Source organism: Clostridium pacaense (assembly GCF_020709765.2).
In the GTDB taxonomy this organism is placed as follows: domain Bacteria; phylum Bacillota; class Clostridia; order Lachnospirales; family Lachnospiraceae; genus Enterocloster; species Enterocloster hominis.
This window is the reverse complement of the sequence record NZ_JAJFEB020000014.1, coordinates 88,710-109,004: the sequence shown is the minus strand read 5'-3', so window position 1 is coordinate 109,004 and position 20,295 is coordinate 88,710. Positions and strand designations below refer to the sequence as shown.

Here is a 20,295-nt window from a genome sequence, read left to right as displayed (position 1 = left end):
CTTAATTACCTCCTGCTTTCCTGACCGCACACCTGGTGGAGCGGTAAGCCGGGAATCCTGAATACGGGTCCAGATGGTCCCCATCCATGATACTCTCGGCATCGGCCTCCGAATACCCATGGAACAGGTTGACCAGTTTTTCAGGTACGGACAAGGTGGGATGGACCTTTACCCTGATGGCGCCCCGGGCCGTGGATATCTCAATCCAATCCCCTTCTTTGACTCCCAGGCGGTCACAGTCCGCCTGATTCATATCTGCGGTCGGCTCGGGCTGCAGGGAGCGGTTTCTGGGAACCTTGTGCAGACGGCTGTGGATGGCTCCTGGTATACGTGAACCGGATGTGAATACAAATGGGTATGCTTCCGGATCCGCATCGTCTAATGGCTCCTTATAGGTGGGCAGCGGCTCCAGCCCCCACTCAGGATGCTGTTCAATAATAGCGCTCTTAAGCTCAAACTTCCCGGTTGGCGTGTCAAGTCCCTTTTCCAGCAGTTCCAGATCACCATGCGTGCTTACCTCTGCAATCCTGACGGGGAGGTCTGCCTTCTTAAGTTCCTCCACTGTCACACCGAAATCATCCAGTATATAGTGCTGGATAAAATATTCATATCCGTTCTTAAGCACCTCGTCCGGCAGGTCCATGACCCTTGCAAGTTCGGTACAGATCTCCACATCGCTCCTTGCTTCCCCGATGCGCTCAATTACCGGGCTGGTATACCAGGCAACGCCGCCCGGATACGGTTTGAACTCCCCTCTCTCAAAGGAAGAACAGGCCGGAAGCACGATATCCGCCCACATGGCTGTGTCTGTCATGAAAAGGTCTGTGTCAACAAAGAAATCCAGGCTTTCCAGCGCCTTAAACATGCGGCCTGAATCCGGGAACATACGCCCATTCAGCCCCAGTGCGAACACGGCCCTTAAGGGGTATGGTTTACCTTCCAGGATCTGACGCGGCATATCCATGGCCTGCATCTCCCCCTCCAAATAGTTCCACAGCGGGAAGCGCTCAGCCCCCACCGGCTCCTTCACATCCCTGGGCCTTGTCTCATACAGGTATTGGTTCTCCCTTGTCTCAAATCCGCAGGGCACATGCATGTAGCTGTGCACGGACAGTTTCTGTCCTCCCGTCCTGTCAAAGTTGCCCGTGATGGCCAACAGGGCCATGACCGAGCGGTAATTCTGAAGCCCGTTGCGGTGATGGCACAGGGGGGCGGAGGACTCATTGCAGCTCATCCGGGGATTTTCGTGGATCAGCCGGGCCGCCGCCACTACCTGGGGGTAAGGCACGCCTGTGATGGACTCGATGTTTCCTTCATTAAACTGCCTTACATACTCCGCGTACTCTTCAAACCCGTACACATAGCGGTCTATATAGGGCCTGTCAATCCAGTCATTTTCTATGAGCACATTGGCAATTGCATGGGCCAGGGCGCCGTCGGTCCCGGTTTTCGGCTGGAGGAATAAATCCGCCAGTTTTTCAGTGGCCGGCGTGCGCCGGGTGTCCACAATCAGGAACTTAAGTCCTTTTTCCTTCAGTTCCATGGCGTTGTGGGCGCCCATATAGCTGGAATAGAACGGGTTAAATGCCCAGCCCAGGAACAGGTCTGAATTACCCATGTCAGGATTCCCCTGCTCTCCTGCGGCCACCTTCCATGCCATGAATGCCGCCGTGTAACAGGCGCTGGACTCACAGCCGTAGTTGGGGCTTCCAAAGGCGTAGGCCAGACGCCTTAACATCTGGCGGTACCACTTGGAATAACCGGAATAAAAGGCAACGCTCTCAGCCCCGTATGTCTCCTTACAGCGGTTTAAGCCCTTTGCGATTTCCGCATACGCCTCATCCCATGAGATCGGTTCAAACCTGCCCTCACCGCGTTTCCCAACCCGTTTTAAAGGCGTCTTGATCCTGTCTTCCCTGTAGATGTATTCACGGTTGGCCATCCCCTTGGTACAAAGGCGCCCGTCATTGGATGGATGGCCGTCAATGCCTTCGATTTTAATTACTTTACCGTCCTTTATGTAGGCATTGATACCGCAGTGCATACCCGGCGAACAGATGTCGCACATGGTGTGGCGGACCTCAATCCCTGTGTCAGATCCGGGTATCTTTGCTTTTATCCTACGTTCCAATTCTGTCATATCGCTGCCTCCAAATAATCCATAAAACTTTCTTCCAGCCCATAACGCACCAGCTGCCCCCTCTGCTCCGGGGTAAAACGGCATGGCTCGCCCCTGAGGAGTTTAATCAGATGTGCTTTCAGGATACCGGATATACCGTGGTTATCCAGTATGTTGAATCCCACCGGCTTCCCGTCCTGAATGACGGCCTGAAGGTAAAAACCTTTATTATTGTTGGTGTATGTATAGGTGTCCCCGGTCAGGCGGTTATCTCCCAGGCCGATGAAATCCATATCCAGGAAATGGGTGATATTGTGCAGGATATTGCCGTCCGTCCCATCCGCCACACCGGCCATGTTGCGTCCGGCCACGCGGCCTTGGACCCCTGCGTTGGCCCACAGCCCGATGATCTGGGTCTGGCCGGACTGCATGTTGTTGCCCTGACAGCAGTCGCCTGCGGCGAAAATGTCCCTGGCGCTGGTATGCATGCGCTCATCCACCACAATGCCCCTGTCAATGGCAATCTCATCCGGGTCCAGTATTCCGGTGCATGCCCTGGTTCCTATGTTTAATATGAGCATTTCCGTCTCAAGGCAGCTGCCGTCCCCCAGATGGACCGTGTAGCCTGTGACATTTCCCTGTCCGTCCACATGTTCCTCTGCTGATGTGATGGCCTGCCCGAAGGCCATATCCATGCCCATGGCCCGGATGCGTTCCTCTATGATTTCCGATACCTGGGGATATGCCGCCAGCGCAAATATGTGGGGCGCCATGTCGGCCAGGGTTACGTGGATGCCCTTCTTATGCAGGAGTTCCGCCACCTTGATTCCCACCATGGAAGCGCCTACCACCACTGCGTCTTTATAATCCCTGGCCGCAAGGGCATCATGGAGACGGACCGCATCCTCTACCGTCCTCATGCAGAATGCCCCTTTAAGGCCTGCAAATGAGCCGGGCACAAACGCCGAGGCCCCGGTTGCAACCAGTATCCTGTCGTAATGCCTTGTTTGTCCGTCCTCAGTTATAACAGCCTTTTCCCGTGCATTTACAGCCTTAACCTTTGTATGGGTGATGAAGCTGGCCTTATAGCGGCCCGCGATTTCTTCCAGGGTGCCAAAGGGGAACATCCCCTCAAAGGGCAGGCGCCCGGCTGTATAATAAGTGGTAAGCATGGGGTTGTAGGGCGGCAGAGCCGTATCACTGTATATATCAATGGCGGCATCACAGCCAGCTTCCCGGATGGCGGCCAGCCCATGATAGCCCGCGCACCCGAATCCTATAATTGCAAAACGTTCCATGACTGCGTATCAGCCCCTTTCCGTATTGTCTTTCTTCTATGACTTTCTTCTGTTATATTTCTTCCCTAATCCATAAAGCGGCAAAAAAGGATGCGTACGGCATCCCTTTTTGCCCAGAGCGTGTCTGGAAATTACATCCTGCCATGCGTGCGTCCCGCTTTGCAGGGCGTACGCATGGCGGGATTGAAATCCCAAACACGCTCCAGGGTCCTGTGCCACAGCAACCCTTTTATATGCATATCAGTTAAATCAGTTTCATTATTTCTCTTTTGATGCGGCTGCTTCCATGCGGACCGCGCCCCGGGCGCCCTCTGCCTTCTTGGATGCCACGTATTTGTAACGTACCTGTGTATATACAAACAGGATCACGATATAGATAACACAGCAGATGGCTGCCGGTACCGTCAGGTCTGACAGGTTCACGTAAGAGGTTCCCAGCATCAGGAATCCGATGAAAAGAAGGATTGTATGTAAGGTGCTGTCCTTCATATAAAATGCGGACTTCTTATATTCCTCAGGCAGATGCTTCGGCAGGTTCCAGCATGCCAGCAGGACCATGAATTCTGTAATCATATCGGTTCCCACGCCCATGTTGGAAATCAGTGTCAGGTCCATTCCCGTAACAAGGGGAAGCGCACCCATGACAAAGAACACACCCAGGATGATGACCGGAACGCCGTTTTTATTTTCCTCCGCGCATTTCTCAGGAAGCCAGCCCTCTTTGGCCGCTGCCTGGAGTCCGCGGGTCACCCAGCTCAGTGTTCCGTTCAGGGTGGTCAGCAGTGCGAACATGGCGCCGCCGAATACAAAGAAAAGATACAGCCATGTTGGGAAAATCTCCTGCGCAACCAGGGTAAGGTTCTGGAACGCCACATCCTCAATGGGCAGCACCCCGGCTGCCACGATGCCGATCAGCGCATAGAATACGGCTACGATGGAAGTGGACAGGATGATTACCTTCGGTATGGTCTTCGACGGTTCGATGATATCATCGCCGTTCTCAGCAACGAACTTCGCGCCGCCGCAGGCAAAGCTTAAAAGCGCAACACCTGTAAAGAAGTTCTTAGGTCCGTTGGGCATGATGTTCTTAGTTGCCAGGTTCAAGGTTCCCCAGTTAACCTTTGGAAGACCGAATATGATGAATGTAAACAGGCTGACCATCAGGAAGGCAACCATGCATTTCTGGACCTTGGCACTGGACTGGAGCCCGATCATATTAACGCCGGTACAGACAACCAGTGCAAACATGGCTATGAGTGATTCGTTAAAGCCAGTGAAAATGGAGCAGAAGTAACTTGCAAAACCTTTTGCAAATGTTGCAATCAGCACCTGGCTCAGCACGAACATGCCGATGTACATGAAACCTGCCTTGTCCCCCATCAGGCGCTTCACATATGTATAGCCTGCGCCGGATGCCGGTATGGTGGATGTCAGGATGATGAACGGGACACATGTCACGATTGCTAAAAGCGCGCCCAAGATGAATGCCAGCGGTGTGCCGTGGCCCGTAAGGCCGATTACAACGCCGGTCAGCACCATGATTCCTGAACCGATGATCTGTCCGACAGCCAGTCCCATACAGTCGCTGAAGCCTATCTTTTTATGGGTGTTTTCTTTGGTATTACTCATTCTAAAATTTCCCCCTTATTAGTAGAGTTTTACATTGATAGCATTTCTTACTTTACATACTTGTCATACATCATTGCCATCTGTTCCAGTCCCTTTATAAGCGTGTCCCTGGTACATCCGATATTGAGCCTCATGAATCCCTCTGCCTGGGTTCCGTAATGGCTTCCATCCCCCAGGGCCAGTCCGTACTCTTTTGCAAGGATTGATGTCAGCTCCCCGCTGCTTTTTCCAAAGCAGGTCATATCCAGCCACATAAGGAAGGTGCCCTCATGTTTTGTGACCTGTACCCTGGGCATGTGTTCCGCCGCAAACGAATTGACGGTTTCAACATTGCCTTTAAGGTAGGCCAGCTGTTCATCCACCCACGCATCCCCGTGTGTGTAGGCTGCCTCCATGGCTGTGAACGCAAGGTCGCATGGACCGAACATCCAGCACGCATCATAGCTGTCTGATATCTTCTGCTTTAATTCCGGGTTAGGAATGATCATGCAGGAGGAACCCAGGCCAGCCATGTTAAAGGTCTTGCTGATAGCAGTGTAAACCACCAGCCTGTCATAAATCGTTTCGAACTTTCCTGCCGTGGTGTAGGGACGTGTCATTCCGAAATCAGCATGGATCTCATCGCTTAACAGGTATACGCCGTACTGCACGCACAGCTCCACAATGCGCTCCATCTCTTCCCTTGTCCATACGCGGCCGATGGGGTTGTGGGGGTTGCAGATGACGGCTGCCTGAACGCCATTCTTCAGTTCTTCCTCAAATGTCTGAAAGTTAATGCTGTAATAATTATCCTTATGGTCCAGAGGACAGTCCACCAATGTGTGGCCGCTGTTCTTAACAGCTGCAAAGAACGGGTCGTATACCGGTGTAAACACCAGGACCTTCCCTCCCTTTGGCACCACTGCGTTCAGGGTGAAATAAATACCTGTCACCACACCGTAGCTCAGCAGCATCCAGTCCGTGTCCGGCCTCCACTGATGGCGGCGCTCCCACCATCCCTGGATTGCCGTATACACGCTGTCCAACGGCTCGCTGTATCCGATGACCGGATGGTCACAGCGTTCCTTGATGGCATCCAGGATTTCGGGCACGGACGCAAAATCCGTATCTGCTATCCAGAACGGCAGCAGCCCGTCCTTCTGCCCAAATGCATACTGCTTGTTCCACTTAATGCTGGTTGTTCCTCTGCGGTCAATCGCTTTGTCAAAATCGTACATAACCACATATCCTTTCTTTACTGGTATTGGCGGCAGCCATTCCTGTTATGTTTATGACAAGTTTACATGGCGCTATCGTCTACTCATGTCATGTATTATAACAAGTTGCATGTGGCTTTGCAACTGTTTACCGTTATTCTTTTGTAAGATATCGCCTGATTTTCGCTTTTGCACAAATATTATATGGCTATTTTGTGCACTATTACGGATTTATCTTGTTATTATATATTACATGTGTAGTTGTTAAGTTCTTGACAATATAAAAGCACCTATCTTGATACATGACAAGATTAGGTGCTTTTATGGCTGATTTCTATTATTTTCCAATAACGGCTGCTGTTTTCCTTATTTCAATCCACGCTCGGTATATTGTCTAAGTGCGACTGCACCCTACGTAGATGCGTGGTTGACCTCATGGCAGTGGGGGATATCGATTACTCTCCGCCACCACTGCCGTTAAGTTTGTTTTTGGCAATTCATCCCACCACCTTAGAGGATGGGAGAATCCTTGTTAATATTTGTTAAATCCTTTTACATCGCTTCCATAATACCTGCGGCGCTCCTGGCATCCGGCATCGATATCCAGCATCCGATATCCGACAATATCCGCGTCCAGCATCGGCATCCGGCATCCGTCAGCCGATTCCAAGGGCCGTCAGGATTGTAACTGCCACGGGCGGCACCAGAAGGGCCGGAAGCAGGTTCAAGGTCTTAATCTGCTTGATATTCAGGATACCCAGTCCGCTGCTGAGGATCAGTATCCCGCCCACCAGGCTGATTTCCGTCATAAGCGGGTCCGTGATGAACGGCTCGATTACCCTGGCAAGCATATAGATGCTTCCCTGCCAGCAGAACAGGACGCCCGCAGAGATGGCAACCCCAAACCCAAAGGTTGAACTAAGCACAATGGAGGTAATCCCGTCCAGGATGGCATTGGTAAACAGGAAGGTATTATCTCCCTGCAAAGCGCTCTGCATAGGCCCAAGGATGGAAAGTGTGCCCGCGCAGAACAAAAGGATGGCGGTCGACAGCCCCTGCGCAAGGTTGGAACCCTTTGATATCTTAGATACCACCCGGTCAAATGCAGACGCCAGGTCCAGCCTTGTCCCAATCAGGCCGCCCAGCGCCAGGCTCACAATAAATAATACATGATACCTGGATTCCGGCATGGCCTGGACAATGGAGTTGATTCCCAGTCCGGTTGCCGCCAGCCCCATGGCATCCATCATGACTGTTTTATACTTTTCCCCGATTCCTTTTTTTAATGTGCTTCCCACTATGCTTCCTATGAGTATGGTACTTGTATTGGCAATTGTTCCAATCATGGTCCTGTTATCCCCTTTATCCGTATTTTAATCCATTTTAATTCTTAGCTGTAATTCTTAGCTGTACTTCATACGATTTTGACTTATTATGTATTATATCATGTTTGGCGGCGAAGTAAAGAGGAATTGTAAATAATTTTTCCGGCCGCCGGAAGGCGGAGGACTTCATGTTCCCCGCCTTCCGTCCATAATCCTGCAGAATATCACCGCAGCCACCGTGGATATGAAGGTGGCCACCAGCGACGGTCCCACAATGGCCGTGGGGTTCACGCTGCCGTACTGGCTGCGGTATGCAATCATGTTCATGGGAATCAGCTGCAGGGATGAGATATTGATAATCAGGAAGGTGCACATTTCATTGCTGGCCGTTCCCTCGGGAACAGGTCCATGCCTTTTTCCCGGCGCGCGCCCTGTATCCCGTGCGCCTCCTGTATCCTGCGCAGTCCCTGTATCCTGCGCACACCTGCGCTCCTCCTCCACTGCCTTAAGCTCTTCCATGGCCCTGATACCTGCCGGGGTCGCGGCCCAGCCAAGTCCCAGTATGTTGGCAATCATGTTTACCGCAATCTGCTTCCTGGCCTCGCCTTCCGGCGCAAGACGCGGAAAGAGGAAGGTCAGGAGAGGGGACATCCTTCTGGCCAGCTGATCCACCAGACCTGAACGGTGGCCGATTTCCAACACCCCGGTCCACAAGGACATGACGCCCAGCATGGTGATACACAGGGTTACCGCCTCCTTTGACGACTGAAGGGCACCCTCGGTCACAGCTGACAGCTGGCCGTGCAAAGCCCCCCACAAAATACCTGTTATCATCATTCCGGCCCAAAGGTAATTAAGCATATGTAAACCATCCTGTCTGCATTATTTCATTCTATCCTATATGTATTCCGTGACGCCAGGCCGTATACCATATGGTCCCGGGCTTCTGCCATCCTGTGTATCCCGGATTTGTATCCCGGATTTTTCAAAATCAGGATTATTTGCAAAAACATTACTAAAAAACAAATGATACATGACAAAATCATTACCGCTGCCCCCGGAATCCATTTTCCCCTTCTGTCCCCTAAAACCATTTTCCGTAATATATCCCCGCTCCGCATAATGGATGCAGGCGCCTTGTTACAGTGCGTCCGCGAAATCAATGAATCCGTAAGAAAGCTTACGCTGAACGCACCAAATATTACGGTTCTTTACGGTTCCCTGACTTCGGTTGACCTTGGAGCGGCTCCATAGTATATTCTCAACCATGTCAGATATGACGCCGGTGCAGCAGGGCCGTACGCCCCATGAGGCAGGCCCTGTGCACCACCCCCCGATAATTGAAAGGAGAGAATGGATCATGAAAAAACAGACAAAATGGTTTATAATACCCTGCGCGGCATTAGGACTTACCCTTGGAAGCGCCCTTGTATCATTTGCAGCAACCGGATGGGCAGAGGAAAATGGGGAATGGGTATATTATCAGAAGGACGGCAGCAAGGCAACGGATGTGTTCGCCAAATCCGGCAACAACTGGTTCTACCTTGATTCAGACGGGACCATGGCAAAAAGCCAGCTGATTGAGAAGGACGACAATTACTATTATGTAAACTCAGCCGGAGCCATGGTAACCAGCGAATGGAGGGAGGTTGAGAATGAGGATGCGGGCGGCGATGAGCCGGACACCTACTGGTATTACCTCCAGTCCAACGGCAAGGCCGTGAAGAAATCCGGCAGCAGCGACAATGTCAAGTTCGTAACCCTTCCCAACGCCTCAGGACAGGGCAGATATACCTTTGACGAGGAAGGCCGCATGCTCTTTGGCTGGATTGACGAGAGCGGGGAAATGCTCACGGATGACGACGCCTGGAAAAGCGGGATGTACTACTGCGGCGAGAACGGCGATGGCCGTGTAGCCACCGGCTGGAAATACATTACCGCTGAAAACGATGAGGACACGGAGCGTGAGGGCGACGGCTACTGGTTCTACTTTGCCACCAACGGCAAAAAGACCAAGGACAATGACAATAAGAAAATCAACGGGCGCAAATACCGTTTTGACGAAAACGGCGCCGCACATTTTGAATGGTACAATAATCCAGGCACTGCTTCCGGTTCCAATGCAGTAAACAAATTCTACAGCTCAGAGGAACAGTGCTGGATGTCCACGGGCTGGTTCAAGGCCATCCCCAACGAGGACATTGACCCCGAGGGCCATGATGACGGCGACGAGCAGTGGTACTATGCTGATTCCAGCGGCGACCTGGCAATGGCTGAAATCAAGAAAATCAACGGCCAGTCCTATGGATTCGACCAGTACGGCAAAATGCTCCACGGTCTTTACAAAATTGAATTTGAGGAAAACGGCAAGACCATCCGCACGGCTGAGGAAATCGAATCCTTTGACGACCTGCCGGATGAGGACGAAGACGGCGTATTCGTATACTACTTCGCAGATTCACCAAAGGAAGGCGCCATGAAGACAGGTACGGTTACCATCGAACTGGACGGCGACAAATACGCCTACAGCTTCCAGAAATCCGGAAGCAAAAAGGGCGCGGGCATCGACGGTATCGACAGCGACTCCATCTACATCAAGGGCAGAAGGATTGAGGCCGAGGAAGGCACCAAATACCAGCCATTCACCTACAAGGATGAGACCTACCTGATCAGCACCGCAGGCAAGCTGATGAAGAACAAGAAAAACATCAAGGATTCCGACGATACCTACTATAAGACAGACAGCAAGGGAATTATTGTCGATTCTGGAAGTGAAAAACTGGACTGACAGGAATGATATACACCGATTTAACTTGACTTTCCCCCGGGTACATGGGGTATAATGTAGCAGACAGGGCGGCAGCGGAACCAATACGGTTTCCATTGCCGCCCATACCTGTTTTTATCAATATTTTTTTCAGAAAGGAAGTTTTATTATGAAGCAGCTGAAGAAGCTGGCTTGCCGGGCTGTCCTGGATTTAAGGATGACATTTCCCCCAAAGACCGTGTTATCCATCATCCTTGGCACAGCCATCACCACCTTCGGGATCTACAATGTACACCGACAGGCAGATATCACGGAGGGAGGTATCCTGGGATTGATCCTTTTGTTCAATTTCTGGATAGGCATGTCATCTTCCATACTGTCACCCGTACTGGATACCTTAAGCTATGCCCTGGGGTTCAAATACCTGGGCAGGGAGTTCCTTAAGACATCCATCTTTGCAACCATATGTATGGCCGGATTCTTCCGTTTATGGGAAATGTTCCCGCCGCTCCTTCCCAGCCTGGCAGACGCGCCGTTTACAGCCGCCCTGGTGGGCGGGTGCTTTATCGGAACAGGCTGCGGGCTTGTGGTGCGTCAGGGCGCCTCCTGCGCGGGCGATGATGCCCTGGCCCTGGTCATCTCCAAGATCACGGGCTGCCGTATCTCCAGGGCCTACCTGCTCACGGATGTCACGGTACTGGTCTTATCCCTGTCCTACATCCCTGCAAGGCGCATCGTATATTCGCTCATCACGGTCACGGTTTCATCATTCCTCATTGATTTCATACAGAACTATGGACTTGATAAGGACGGACTTGATAAGGATGACGATGAAGATGGAGGGGAATGCAGTACGGTAACCTGATGATAAATCATATGTCATGAAAGCGCCCCCTGGCCTGCCTCATTGATGAGGGAAGCCAGGGGGCGCTTTTTCCTGCTGATCCTGTTTCCATATTTTTAACTTATATCAAACTCTCCCAACCAGTCATGTTGTATCACATTTCGATTCAGGAACACCCATACTATTTGGATATTTATTCTGCTTTTAATTATAGAATCATGACATCGGAATTAACTTTTAAAAAGTACATGTCATATATTGAATTTTTAAAAAGCAATATATATTAACTTTTTTTGAATAAATAAGAAGTAAAATGAATATAATTATATATAAAACGATAAATTATATTGCTTTTAAATTTTTCAAGTGATATCATTGTGGTAAATAAAAGTAAAGGACGGGTAATTATGAAAATACAAAGGATTCACCTGGATGGATTTAAAAACTTAAATAGGGTAGATATCTCTTTCAACAAAATCACAGCATTAGTAGCAGTAAATAACTTTGGTAAATCCAATGTATTAGCAGGCATTCAATTCGGCCTTGATTTTATAAGGGCAAAAGAAGATGAACGTAATGGCTTTATGCAGGGAGACGACCTTATTCCAATAAATAAGTCATCTGTAGATAAAGATTTTCGATTCGAGGTGGAAACGGTAACATCAATTAATGAAATAAAATATCGGATTATTTATGGATTTTCCTTTAGATGGGTAAAATCGGATGGTGAAAAGGCTGAAATTTCCGATGAATATCTAAAAATAAAAGTTGATGTGAAAGGGACAAAATATACTCAATTAATTAACAGGCAGGGAAAACAGGCATTTTATAAAAGTTCCGAAACAGGAAGATGTACAACAGTAACTGCCATTGAAGATTTGGAATTAGTTGCAAATAAATTAAAAGCATTTGATCAGTTGTATTATATAGAAATCATTAAGAAATTAAACGATTTAAGATTATATATGGAAAATAATTTTGATGTCAAGAAATTTTATGTGCCGAGTCCCATTATCAGAAAGGGAATGCTGGATGATTTCATAAATGCAGAAAATCTGCCCAGGGTCATTGCAAAACTGAGACAAATAAATCCTGGAAAGTTTGACCTGCTTCTTGACGCTTATAAACGTCTTTTTCCTGATATAGAGGATATTATTGTTAAAGAACTTCAAATCAATAAAAATGGTGAGGTTGTTGTACCAGATGATATACCTTTTATTGTATCCAACAGCATTTACCTGCTTTTCGTAAGAGATAGGAATTTAAGTAAGCTGATAGATTTCGGGGCTATGTCAGATGGTGCCAAAAGGGTTTTTATGATTTTGACCAAGATAATCATGGCGGGGTTGGAGGAAAAAAATATTTCCCTGATTGCAATTGAGGAGCCTGAAAATTCCATACATCCATCCCTATTTAAAACTTATCTTCAAATTATTGCAGATTTACTGGATGACTGTAAAGTCATTATTACAAGTCATTCTCCATATATTATCAGTTTCATGGATATAGACAGCATTTACGTCGGTATTCATAAAAGCGGAGGCTTAGCGGAGTTTTATGGCATTAAAAAGAGCAAGGAAAAGGCTCTTTTAGATGATGCCGACTCTGTGGATATGAAGCTAGGCGATTATATTTTTTCACTGTTAACAGATGATGAAAGTGAAATTGAAACATACTTGGAGAGTGGATCAGTTGAATAAATGTTTAGTATTATTTGTAGAAGGAAAAACAGAGGTTGAATTTTATAAAGAGTTGATAAGGTATATAAGAGAATGTACTGCATCCGGTAAGCTTAACCACAAAATAATTTGCAGAAGTGTTAATGGCATTGGTGGTTTTAAGAAAGAAGTCAATCGAATATTTTTGAAGGAAATACTTCCAAAGCTGGACGGATATTCCGTAGTAGTCGCGCTATGTTACGATACCGATGTCTTTGGATATGTCCAGAAACCAAAGATTAACTGGGATAATATCGAAAAAATGCTTTTGCAGGATGGTGCAGAAAGGGTTATTCATATCAAGGCAGAAAAATCCATCGAAGATTGGTTTTTGCTCGATATGGAAGGAGTGAAGAAGTTTCTGAAACTAAAACCAGATGTGCAGCCCAGCGGAGTAAATGGCTATGAAAAGCTGAAATCCCTGTTTAAAAAGGCAAATAAAATTTATACAAAAGGTCAGGAAGTCAGTGGATTTGTCCAGGTACTTGACATAGGGTTAATCAGCAAAAAAGTATCAAAGGGCTTGGGATTACTTTATAGGGAATTAGAAGCACAGGAGACGATGGAAAAGAAAGGGAAATAAAGACTTTCCTAATCCCCCACAATCCACTCAAAGTATGACTTCGGATGGAGTACCGGATATGAGACTGATTTACATAATTATCCATAATATTAAAAGACGCCGCATATCATCATGATATACGGCGCATCCTTCACATCTGTCCCAGTCTTTTAGAATAAATCCTTATATATAACAGTCTATTATTATATCTGCGACACAATCCTCCTGACCGGCATATATAATTCCAGACAGAACGTGGCCCCCTCTTCCTCAAAAAAAGAGGTCATGTCATTGGCATACACCCGTCCCTCAGTCTCAATCCCGTGGCTCCGGCCCCACTGGACCATACGGTTGATCATATCCGGGCTGGGAAGGGTCTCCCTGGATGTAAGGACCGTATAGATACACATCTTTTCCTCTGTCAGCGCATAACAGGACGGATCAAAGGCTTCCCCCAGCTGGTCTTCCAGTTCTTTATAAAACAGGAGCAGGGTGCCATGCTGGGTCAGTTCCCTTCCATTGTACGTAAGCTCATTATAAAAATACGTCATATCCAGACCTGATATGGTGGAGGCCAGACGGAACCACTCCCTCAGGCCATGGTGAAGGTCCCGGCACTGTCCCATGATATAAGCTTTGGGGAACTTCCTGAGGGAATACCGGTTCAGGCACTCCTCAATGTGGTCCATATCCCTCTGGACCAGCTTCAGCCTGGCAATGGCCTGCTGGTGCATGCGTATGGTCTCTTCCTCCTCAGCCATCCGCTGCCTGATCCGTTTCCTCCTGGATTCCATGGACCGCCCGCCGCTCATAAGGCCTTCTATCTCCTCCAGGCTGGTATTCATCTTTCTCTGGTACAGGATATACATCAGCTTATATATATCGTCTTCCGAATAATATCTGTATCCGTTATCTTTTTTCCTGGCATTGATAATGCCCTTTTTCTCATAAAAACGCAGGGCGTCCCTGCTAAGCCCCACCATCCGGGCCACATCCCCTATGAGATACTCAGCTTTTTCCTGGACATCTGTTTTCTGCATATTCTTCACCCTCTGCTTTTTTCATATTCCCTCCCAATAGATTAAAATATTCCAGCTGATTGGTCAATGGGTTCCGGGAAAGTGCAAGAGAACCGTAATAAAAATGACAGATTCTTAATATCCGCTCCATTATCCACACTGCGGGACAGTCCGATAGTGGATAATGTGGATAACTTGTGGATATCTCTGTTAAAATGTTGGGGATAAGGGGCTTTCATATGTGGATTTTCCTTTGGACATATGATAATATTTACCATATAGCCTTGTAAACCGGGGCTTTAAGCGTATACTGCATCCAATGCAGGGAAAGGGCATGTATGTTGTGGAAAAGTGAGGCGGCAAAGTATAAATCCTGGAAAGAGGGCGTGATACACACCACCCTGAACCCCAAAGGCCCCGGGGCCGTGCGCATCCATCTGATACCGCCCAGATGGCGTCCTTTTAGCAAAAGTCCCTATGTGATGATACTGAACGGGTACTATATCCTTCCCCTTGGCTACTCCTGGTCCATTCTTCTGGGGAATTTCATACGGGAGGTAAACCGGTATGAGGGCCGTCCTGTGGATGATACGGATATGGGACACATTGTTGATGCGGCGGTAAAAAAGACCAGGGACGCCTGGCATGTACCTGAAAAACAGCTGCGCCTTGACCTCCAGGACATGCTTTCCATGCTGTACGGGGTTGCCCGCGGCGGGGAACCCGACGGTGACATCGGGCCATTATCCCTGCGCCGGTACGCCGCCCACATGACGGCCCCCCACCGGATGGACCTGATGGTCAGCTCCATGACAAAGCAGGACGGGGCCTGGAACTGTAATCTTAAATGCCTTCACTGCTATGCCGCCGGACAGCCCCAGGCAGTGGTCAGGGAACTGGATACCGCCCAATGGAAAAAAATCATTGACTGCCTGCGCAGCGCCGGGGTTCCCCAGCTTACATTTACAGGCGGGGAGCCGACCATGAGGCCGGATCTGGTGGAGCTGGTAGATTACTCCAAGTGGTTTGTGACGCGCCTGAACACCAACGGCATCCGCCTGACGCCCCAGCTGTGCCGGGAACTGTACGAAGCCAGCCTGGACAGCGTACAGATTACCCTCTATTCCTGGAATGGGTCAATACACAACCGCCTGGTGGGGAACATGACCGCAGATAGCCATGATACCGTGGATAATGACGGAGATAACGAAGGTAATGGGGATAACGGAGGTAATGACGGATTCAGTAAAACCACAAAAGGCATCCGGCATGCCCTGGCCGCCGGGTTGAATGTCAGTATCAATACACCACTATGCCGCGAAAACCAGGATTATATAAAAACCCTGGAGTATTTATACAGTCTGGGGATATGTTATGTCACCTGTTCCGGGCTGATAGAGACAGGTAATGCCGCCCTGGGCGCTTCTGTATCCAGCCAGCTCTCCATTCAGGAGATGGGGGCAATCCTGGAGGATGCGGCTGCATTCTGTCAAAATCACGGGATGGAGTTGAGTTTCACCTCCCCTGGACGGGCAGATCCGGAATTGTTAAGGCGGCTGGGGCTGTCTGTGCCCATGTGCGGGGCATGCCTGTCCAACATGGCCATTGCGCCGGATGGTTCCGTGGTGCCCTGCCAGAGCTGGCTGGGCAATGGGGCTGTACTGGGCAACCTCACCAGGGACGCCTGGAAGACCATCTGGAACTGCCGGACCTGTGCCGGGATCCGGTCCATGGGGGAAGAAGAGGGTTTGCGCTGTCCGCTTAGGAAAAGTGACATGCCGGGGTGCCTTCCCACAAACCAAAACAACCAGGAGGACCAGGATCCATGCTTGAAATAGAAGAAAAGAAACACCATCTGCGCAACTTTTCCATCATCTGCGCCATTGGCCTTCTAATCCTTATCATTTACGTACTCTATACCAGCAGGCCGCTGGATGAGATAACGGATTACCAGGTCTACGTGGAAACGTGGAATGACGGAAGTATGGATATTACATACCGGTATGAATGGAAGGTATTAAACGATACCAGGGAAGGGCCTCTTACCTGGGTGCGCCTGGGGCTTCCCAACAACCACTGTGAGGTCACTGATTTCGGAGGCGCCATCGACCACGTGTCCAACTCCTATCTTTTCTCCGAACCCGTGTTGAAAGCATATCTGGACCGGAACTATTATAAGGACCAGACAGCCGTATTCTGGTTTACCATCCATCAGGAGGACATGCTCTGCATGAACCGGGATGACAGCCAGAAACCATTTTATGATTTTACCCCGGGATGGTTTAATGATATCCCCATCAGACATTACACATTCACCTGGAAACAGGGGAATTACATTGTGAGCCATAATGCGGACCGCGAGGAGGATGGTTATCTGGTCTGGGAAGGTTCCCTGAAGAAAGGGGGCACCAGGCAGATGAAGGTTTACTGCCGCCTATACGGATTTATCAATCCTGATTTAGTACAGCATCAGGACTACAGCACCGGCATATCCGGGGACAGCGGCCCTGACATATCCAATGTCCTGATAATCATACTGCTAACCGGATACCTGGGCTATAAACTCACCTGGGGCTCCGATGAAGAAAACTACAGCCGTGGGCGGGGATATTATGGCCATGGCTCCCACCGCGGAGGCGGCGGCAGCTGTGCATGCGCCTGCGCGGGGTGTGCATGTGCATGCGCATGTGCGGGCGGCGGACGGGCCGGATGCAGCCAAAAGGATTTTTACCACCGGGAATTGCATAAAGAATAAAAAACGGGCAGACAGGCGCACATCGTTCTATAAAAACAATGCCGTTCCTGTCTGCCCGATCATTCTATTCCGTTTCAAAACCAATAATAGTAAAAATCCGATGATACCTGAAAGATATTACTCCTGTGCCTCGCCCATCAGATCATCCATTACATGCTTTACCGTGTCAATCTTCCCGGCCCGGTAAGCATTGCTTCCGCAGAACAGAAGCGCATGCTCCGTATCCCCCTCAGCCGCCTTTACAAGGGCCATGGTGATACAGTATGGAATGGTCCTTATATCGCAGTGCTCCAGACACTGGAAGCAGGATTTGATGACAGGGCGGTCCCCTGACTTAATCTGCCTGAGGAAGGGGTTCATGATGGCCCTGCCCGGCATTCCCACCGGACTCTTGGTAATCACGATGTCCTCTTTCCCTGCCTTGATATATTCCTGCTTATAAGCCTCGGAGGCATCACACTCCTCGGTGGTGACGAACCTGGTGCCCACCTGGACACCGTCCGCCCCCAGCTCCAGCTGGTGCAGCACGTCCTCGTGGGTGTAAATCCCTCCGGCCGTGACCACCGGGATATGGCGGCCATACTTGGCGCCGTATTCCCCTACTACCTTTATGATTGCCTTCACCTCTTCGTCATAAGCAGCCTGGTCATAGGTTGCCGGAACATCCTCGGTGTCGGCGCCGTAGGAGGTGAGCTGGTCCAGCGAGAACCCAAGGTGTCCGCCGGCCAGCGGTCCTTCTATCACCACCAGGTCCGGCGCCACATGACATTTCCTGTCCCACATCTTGCAGATGACCATGGCGGACTTGGCGGAAGATACAATGGGGGCCAGCTTAATCCGGCGGGCGGGCAGCTCCTGTCCGCTCTCTTTCATTTCCGCGTAAGCGGCTTCCACATGCTCCGGAAGGGCAACCGGAAGCCCTGCGCCGGAGATGATGATGTCAGCCCCTGCCTTGACCGCTTCCTTAACCCACATATCATAGTGCTTGGTGGCAACCATGATATTAAAACCAATGGCGCCGTCCGGGGAAATCTCCCTGGCGGCCTGCATCTCCCGGCGGATAGCCCTTAGGTTGGCCTCCACAAAATTCGTAGTAAAATCAGGTTCCCTGAAACCGATCTGGGCCGACGATATAATCCCCACCCCGCCGGCAGCCGCAACCGCGCCCGCAAGCTTATGAAGGCTTATTCCAACACCCATGCCTCCCTGAATAATAGGTTTTTTAACTACTAAATCCCCAATTACCAATGGTTTTAATTCGTTCATTACATTCTCCTAAATCTAAGATACCTTTGTTCTGCCAGTTCTTCCTTTGTCATGGAAAGGCAGCGTTCAAAAAAACCTGCCATGGCGCTGTCCATGTATTCAGCAACACGGTAAAGGTTATCCGTACATACGGGTTCTTCTTCCGGTACAATCCGTTCCACCAGTCCCAGCTTCTTAAGATCCTGGGCCGTTACTTTCATGACCTTGGCTGCATCCGGCGCTTTCTTGCTGTCCTTATACAGGATGGATGCAAATCCTTCCGGCGACAGGATGGAGTAGATTGCATTTTCCAGCATCCACACCTCATCGGCCACGGCCATGGCAAGGGCGCCGCCGCTTCCGCCTTCTCCTATCACCACGGAAAGCACAGGAACCTTCAGGTCTGACATCTCAAACAGGTTCCGCGCAATGGCTTCCCCCTGTCCCCGTTCTTCTGCCTCCAGTCCGCAGAATGCTCCTGGCGTATCCACAAAACACACCACGGGACGTCCAAAGCTTTCCGCCTGCTTCATGAGACGCAGGGCCTTGCGGTATCCGTCCGGCGAGGGCATGCCGAAGTTGCGCTTCAGGTTATCCTTGGTGTTCTTGCCCTTCTGCTGTCCGATTACAGTCACGGGCATGCCGTGGAACATGGCAATCCCGCCTACAATGGCGCCGTCGTCGCCAAAATACCGGTCCCCGTGGAACTCGATGAACTCATCAAATATGGCGTTGATATAATCCGTTGCAACGGGACGGTCTGATTTCCTTGAGAGAAGGACCGTGTCCCAGGCTGTCTTTGCCGCGCCGCCCAATGTTTTCCCATCGGATGTCTTTCCACCAGATGTCTTTCCGCCGGATGTTTTCCCACCGGACCGCGCCATTTTCCCAAGTTCATCCACAGCGGCCGCTGCCTTACCCACCGGCAGGTCCACATTCATCCTGTGGCTGCGGTGCATGTAAAGAATCTGCCCGATAACCTTTTTCTGGTCCTTACGCTCCACAATCTTATCAACAAAACCGTGTTCCAACAGGAACTCGGCACGCTGGAAGCCTTCCGGCAGCTTCTGTCCGATGGTCTGTTCAATGACCCTGGGTCCTGCAAACCCGATAAGGGCATGGGGCTCGGCAATGATGATATCCCCCAGCATGGCAAAGCTTGCGGTCACGCCGCCCGTGGTTGGATCCGTGAGCACGCTGATAAACAGCTGCCCGGCCTCATGGTGACGCTTTAAGGCAGCGGAGGTCTTGGCCATCTGCATCAGGGATACGATTCCCTCCTGCATCCTGGCGCCGCCGGAGCAGGCGAAGATGATCACAGGAAGCTTTTCCTTTGTGGCCCGCTCCACTGCGTCTGTTATCTTCTCACCTACCACATGGCCCATGCTGCTCATGATAAAACGCGCGTCACAGACACCTACCACCGCGGGATTTCCGTCAATCATGCCTTTTCCCGTGACAATGGCTTCATTCAGGCGGCTCTTTTCCCTGGCAGCCAGGACCTTCTTCTCATAGCCCGGGAAATCCAGGGGATTGGAGAAAGGCATTTCCTTATTCCACTCCTCAAAGGTTCCCTCATCTACAAGCATCTCAATCCTGCGGTATGCGTGGACACGGAAATAGCCGCTGCATTTTGGACATACGTAGTAATTGTTCTTCACGTCCTCCACGTAGATGGGCTGGCCGCATTTGTTACATTTGCGCCACAGCCCTTCCGGGATGCCCGGCTCCTCTGCATCACCTTTTGGCGGTTTGTATTTCGTATCTATCTTTGTATACGTTTTTTTAAACATATTCCGCAACATAGGCATTTCCTTT

At 50.0% G+C, this 20,295-nt stretch carries 16 protein-coding genes; 7 read left to right on the top strand and 9 right to left on the bottom strand.

Annotated features, from left to right (window positions below):
* Position 1: 1 nt before the first annotated feature.
* From LK536_RS50025 to LK536_RS50000, 6 genes are all read right to left on the bottom strand, one after another.
* Positions 2 to 2,140, bottom strand: a complete 2,139-nt coding sequence (locus LK536_RS50025) for a molybdopterin-containing oxidoreductase family protein (RefSeq protein ID WP_227796579.1) — start codon at positions 2,138 to 2,140, stop codon at positions 2 to 4.
* Positions 2,137 to 3,417, bottom strand: a complete 1,281-nt coding sequence (locus LK536_RS50020; protein ID WP_227796578.1) for an NAD(P)/FAD-dependent oxidoreductase — start codon at positions 3,415 to 3,417, stop codon at positions 2,137 to 2,139. The genes LK536_RS50025 and LK536_RS50020 overlap by 4 nt, the downstream gene beginning before the upstream one ends.
* Before the next feature lie 258 nt (positions 3,418 to 3,675).
* Positions 3,676 to 5,046, bottom strand: a complete 1,371-nt coding sequence (locus LK536_RS50015) for an APC family permease (protein ID WP_008726589.1) — start codon at positions 5,044 to 5,046, stop codon at positions 3,676 to 3,678.
* 47 nt (positions 5,047 to 5,093) lie between these two features.
* Positions 5,094 to 6,263: a MalY/PatB family protein gene (locus LK536_RS50010; RefSeq protein WP_227796577.1), complete on the bottom strand. Its 1,170-nt coding sequence runs from the start codon at positions 6,261 to 6,263 to the stop codon at positions 5,094 to 5,096.
* 635 nt (positions 6,264 to 6,898) lie between these two features.
* A complete protein-coding gene (locus LK536_RS50005) occupies positions 6,899 to 7,588 on the bottom strand; it encodes a DUF554 domain-containing protein (protein WP_008726591.1) in 690 nt (229 codons plus the stop codon).
* Between the two features lie 165 nt (positions 7,589 to 7,753).
* Positions 7,754 to 8,428 carry a nucleoside recognition protein gene (locus LK536_RS50000; protein ID WP_025484738.1) on the bottom strand — a complete coding sequence of 225 codons (675 nt, stop codon included), beginning with the start codon at positions 8,426 to 8,428 and terminating at the stop codon, positions 7,754 to 7,756.
* A gap of 165 nt (positions 8,429 to 8,593) precedes the next feature.
* Between LK536_RS50000 and LK536_RS49995 the strand changes: the two genes are divergently transcribed.
* From LK536_RS49995 to LK536_RS49975, 5 genes are all read left to right on the top strand, one after another.
* Complete coding sequence (locus LK536_RS49995; RefSeq protein ID WP_506092200.1) at positions 8,594 to 8,821, top strand: hypothetical protein; 228 nt, start codon at positions 8,594 to 8,596, stop codon at positions 8,819 to 8,821.
* A 106-nt stretch (positions 8,822 to 8,927) separates the two neighbouring features.
* The gene (locus LK536_RS49990) at positions 8,928 to 10,355 is read left to right on the top strand and encodes a PspC-like choline-binding domain-containing protein (protein WP_025484736.1); all 1,428 of its coding nucleotides are present in this window, start codon (positions 8,928 to 8,930) and stop codon (positions 10,353 to 10,355) included.
* A gap of 148 nt (positions 10,356 to 10,503) precedes the next feature.
* Entirely contained in the window at positions 10,504 to 11,199 is a 696-nt protein-coding gene (locus LK536_RS49985) for a YitT family protein (RefSeq protein ID WP_120058285.1), read from the top strand.
* Positions 11,200 to 11,585: 386 nt separating this feature from the next.
* Complete coding sequence (locus tag LK536_RS49980; protein ID WP_025484734.1) at positions 11,586 to 12,878, top strand: AAA family ATPase; 1,293 nt, start codon at positions 11,586 to 11,588, stop codon at positions 12,876 to 12,878.
* Positions 12,871 to 13,479, top strand: coding sequence for a hypothetical protein (locus LK536_RS49975; protein ID WP_025484733.1), 609 nt, complete (start codon positions 12,871 to 12,873; stop codon positions 13,477 to 13,479). The genes LK536_RS49980 and LK536_RS49975 overlap by 8 nt, the downstream gene beginning before the upstream one ends.
* A gap of 182 nt (positions 13,480 to 13,661) precedes the next feature.
* Here the strand turns inward: LK536_RS49975 and LK536_RS49970 are convergent, their stop codons facing one another.
* The gene (locus LK536_RS49970) at positions 13,662 to 14,498 is read right to left on the bottom strand and encodes a MerR family transcriptional regulator (RefSeq protein WP_025484732.1); all 837 of its coding nucleotides are present in this window, start codon (positions 14,496 to 14,498) and stop codon (positions 13,662 to 13,664) included.
* Between the two features lie 317 nt (positions 14,499 to 14,815).
* On the opposite strand from LK536_RS49970, the gene LK536_RS49965 reads away from it, so the two are divergent.
* Both LK536_RS49965 and LK536_RS49960 read left to right on the top strand, forming a co-directional pair.
* Positions 14,816 to 16,315, top strand: coding sequence for a radical SAM/SPASM domain-containing protein (locus LK536_RS49965; protein WP_227796576.1), 1,500 nt, complete (start codon positions 14,816 to 14,818; stop codon positions 16,313 to 16,315).
* The gene (locus tag LK536_RS49960) at positions 16,303 to 17,232 is read left to right on the top strand and encodes a hypothetical protein (protein WP_227796575.1); all 930 of its coding nucleotides are present in this window, start codon (positions 16,303 to 16,305) and stop codon (positions 17,230 to 17,232) included. Before LK536_RS49965 ends, LK536_RS49960 begins: the two co-directional genes overlap by 13 nt.
* A 117-nt stretch (positions 17,233 to 17,349) precedes the next feature.
* Here LK536_RS49960 and LK536_RS49955 read toward each other — a convergent pair whose 3' ends face one another.
* Both LK536_RS49955 and LK536_RS49950 read right to left on the bottom strand, forming a co-directional pair.
* Positions 17,350 to 18,498: an NAD(P)H-dependent flavin oxidoreductase gene (locus LK536_RS49955; protein WP_008726605.1), complete on the bottom strand. Its 1,149-nt coding sequence runs from the start codon at positions 18,496 to 18,498 to the stop codon at positions 17,350 to 17,352.
* A complete protein-coding gene (locus LK536_RS49950; RefSeq protein ID WP_025484724.1) occupies positions 18,498 to 20,282 on the bottom strand; it encodes an acetyl-CoA carboxylase carboxyl transferase subunit in 1,785 nt (594 codons plus the stop codon). The genes LK536_RS49955 and LK536_RS49950 overlap by 1 nt, the downstream gene beginning before the upstream one ends.
* Between the last annotated feature and the right edge of the window lie 13 nt (positions 20,283 to 20,295).

Bases quoted from the DNA above. Each gene is read 5' to 3' on its own strand.
- LK536_RS49955 (WP_008726605.1), bottom strand. From the start codon at position 18,498: ATGAACGAATTAAAACCATTGGTAATTGGGGATTTAGTAGTTAAAAAA.
- LK536_RS49990 (WP_025484736.1), top strand. From the start codon at position 8,928: ATGAAAAAACAGACAAAATGGTTTATAATACCCTGCGCGGCATTAGGA.
- LK536_RS49965 (WP_227796576.1), top strand. From the start codon at position 14,816: ATGTTGTGGAAAAGTGAGGCGGCAAAGTATAAATCCTGGAAAGAGGGC.
- LK536_RS49950 (WP_025484724.1), bottom strand. From the start codon at position 20,282: ATGTTGCGGAATATGTTTAAAAAAACGTATACAAAGATAGATACGAAA.
- LK536_RS49985 (WP_120058285.1), top strand. From the start codon at position 10,504: ATGAAGCAGCTGAAGAAGCTGGCTTGCCGGGCTGTCCTGGATTTAAGG.
- LK536_RS50005 (WP_008726591.1), bottom strand. From the start codon at position 7,588: ATGATTGGAACAATTGCCAATACAAGTACCATACTCATAGGAAGCATA.
- LK536_RS50025 (WP_227796579.1), bottom strand. From the start codon at position 2,140: ATGACAGAATTGGAACGTAGGATAAAAGCAAAGATACCCGGATCTGAC.
- LK536_RS50015 (WP_008726589.1), bottom strand. From the start codon at position 5,046: ATGAGTAATACCAAAGAAAACACCCATAAAAAGATAGGCTTCAGCGAC.
- LK536_RS50020 (WP_227796578.1), bottom strand. From the start codon at position 3,417: ATGGAACGTTTTGCAATTATAGGATTCGGGTGCGCGGGCTATCATGGG.
- LK536_RS49995 (WP_506092200.1), top strand. From the start codon at position 8,594: ATGATACATGACAAAATCATTACCGCTGCCCCCGGAATCCATTTTCCC.
- LK536_RS50000 (WP_025484738.1), bottom strand. From the start codon at position 8,428: ATGCTTAATTACCTTTGGGCCGGAATGATGATAACAGGTATTTTGTGG.
- LK536_RS49970 (WP_025484732.1), bottom strand. From the start codon at position 14,498: ATGCAGAAAACAGATGTCCAGGAAAAAGCTGAGTATCTCATAGGGGAT.
- LK536_RS49980 (WP_025484734.1), top strand. From the start codon at position 11,586: ATGAAAATACAAAGGATTCACCTGGATGGATTTAAAAACTTAAATAGG.
- LK536_RS50010 (WP_227796577.1), bottom strand. From the start codon at position 6,263: ATGTACGATTTTGACAAAGCGATTGACCGCAGAGGAACAACCAGCATT.
- LK536_RS49960 (WP_227796575.1), top strand. From the start codon at position 16,303: ATGCTTGAAATAGAAGAAAAGAAACACCATCTGCGCAACTTTTCCATC.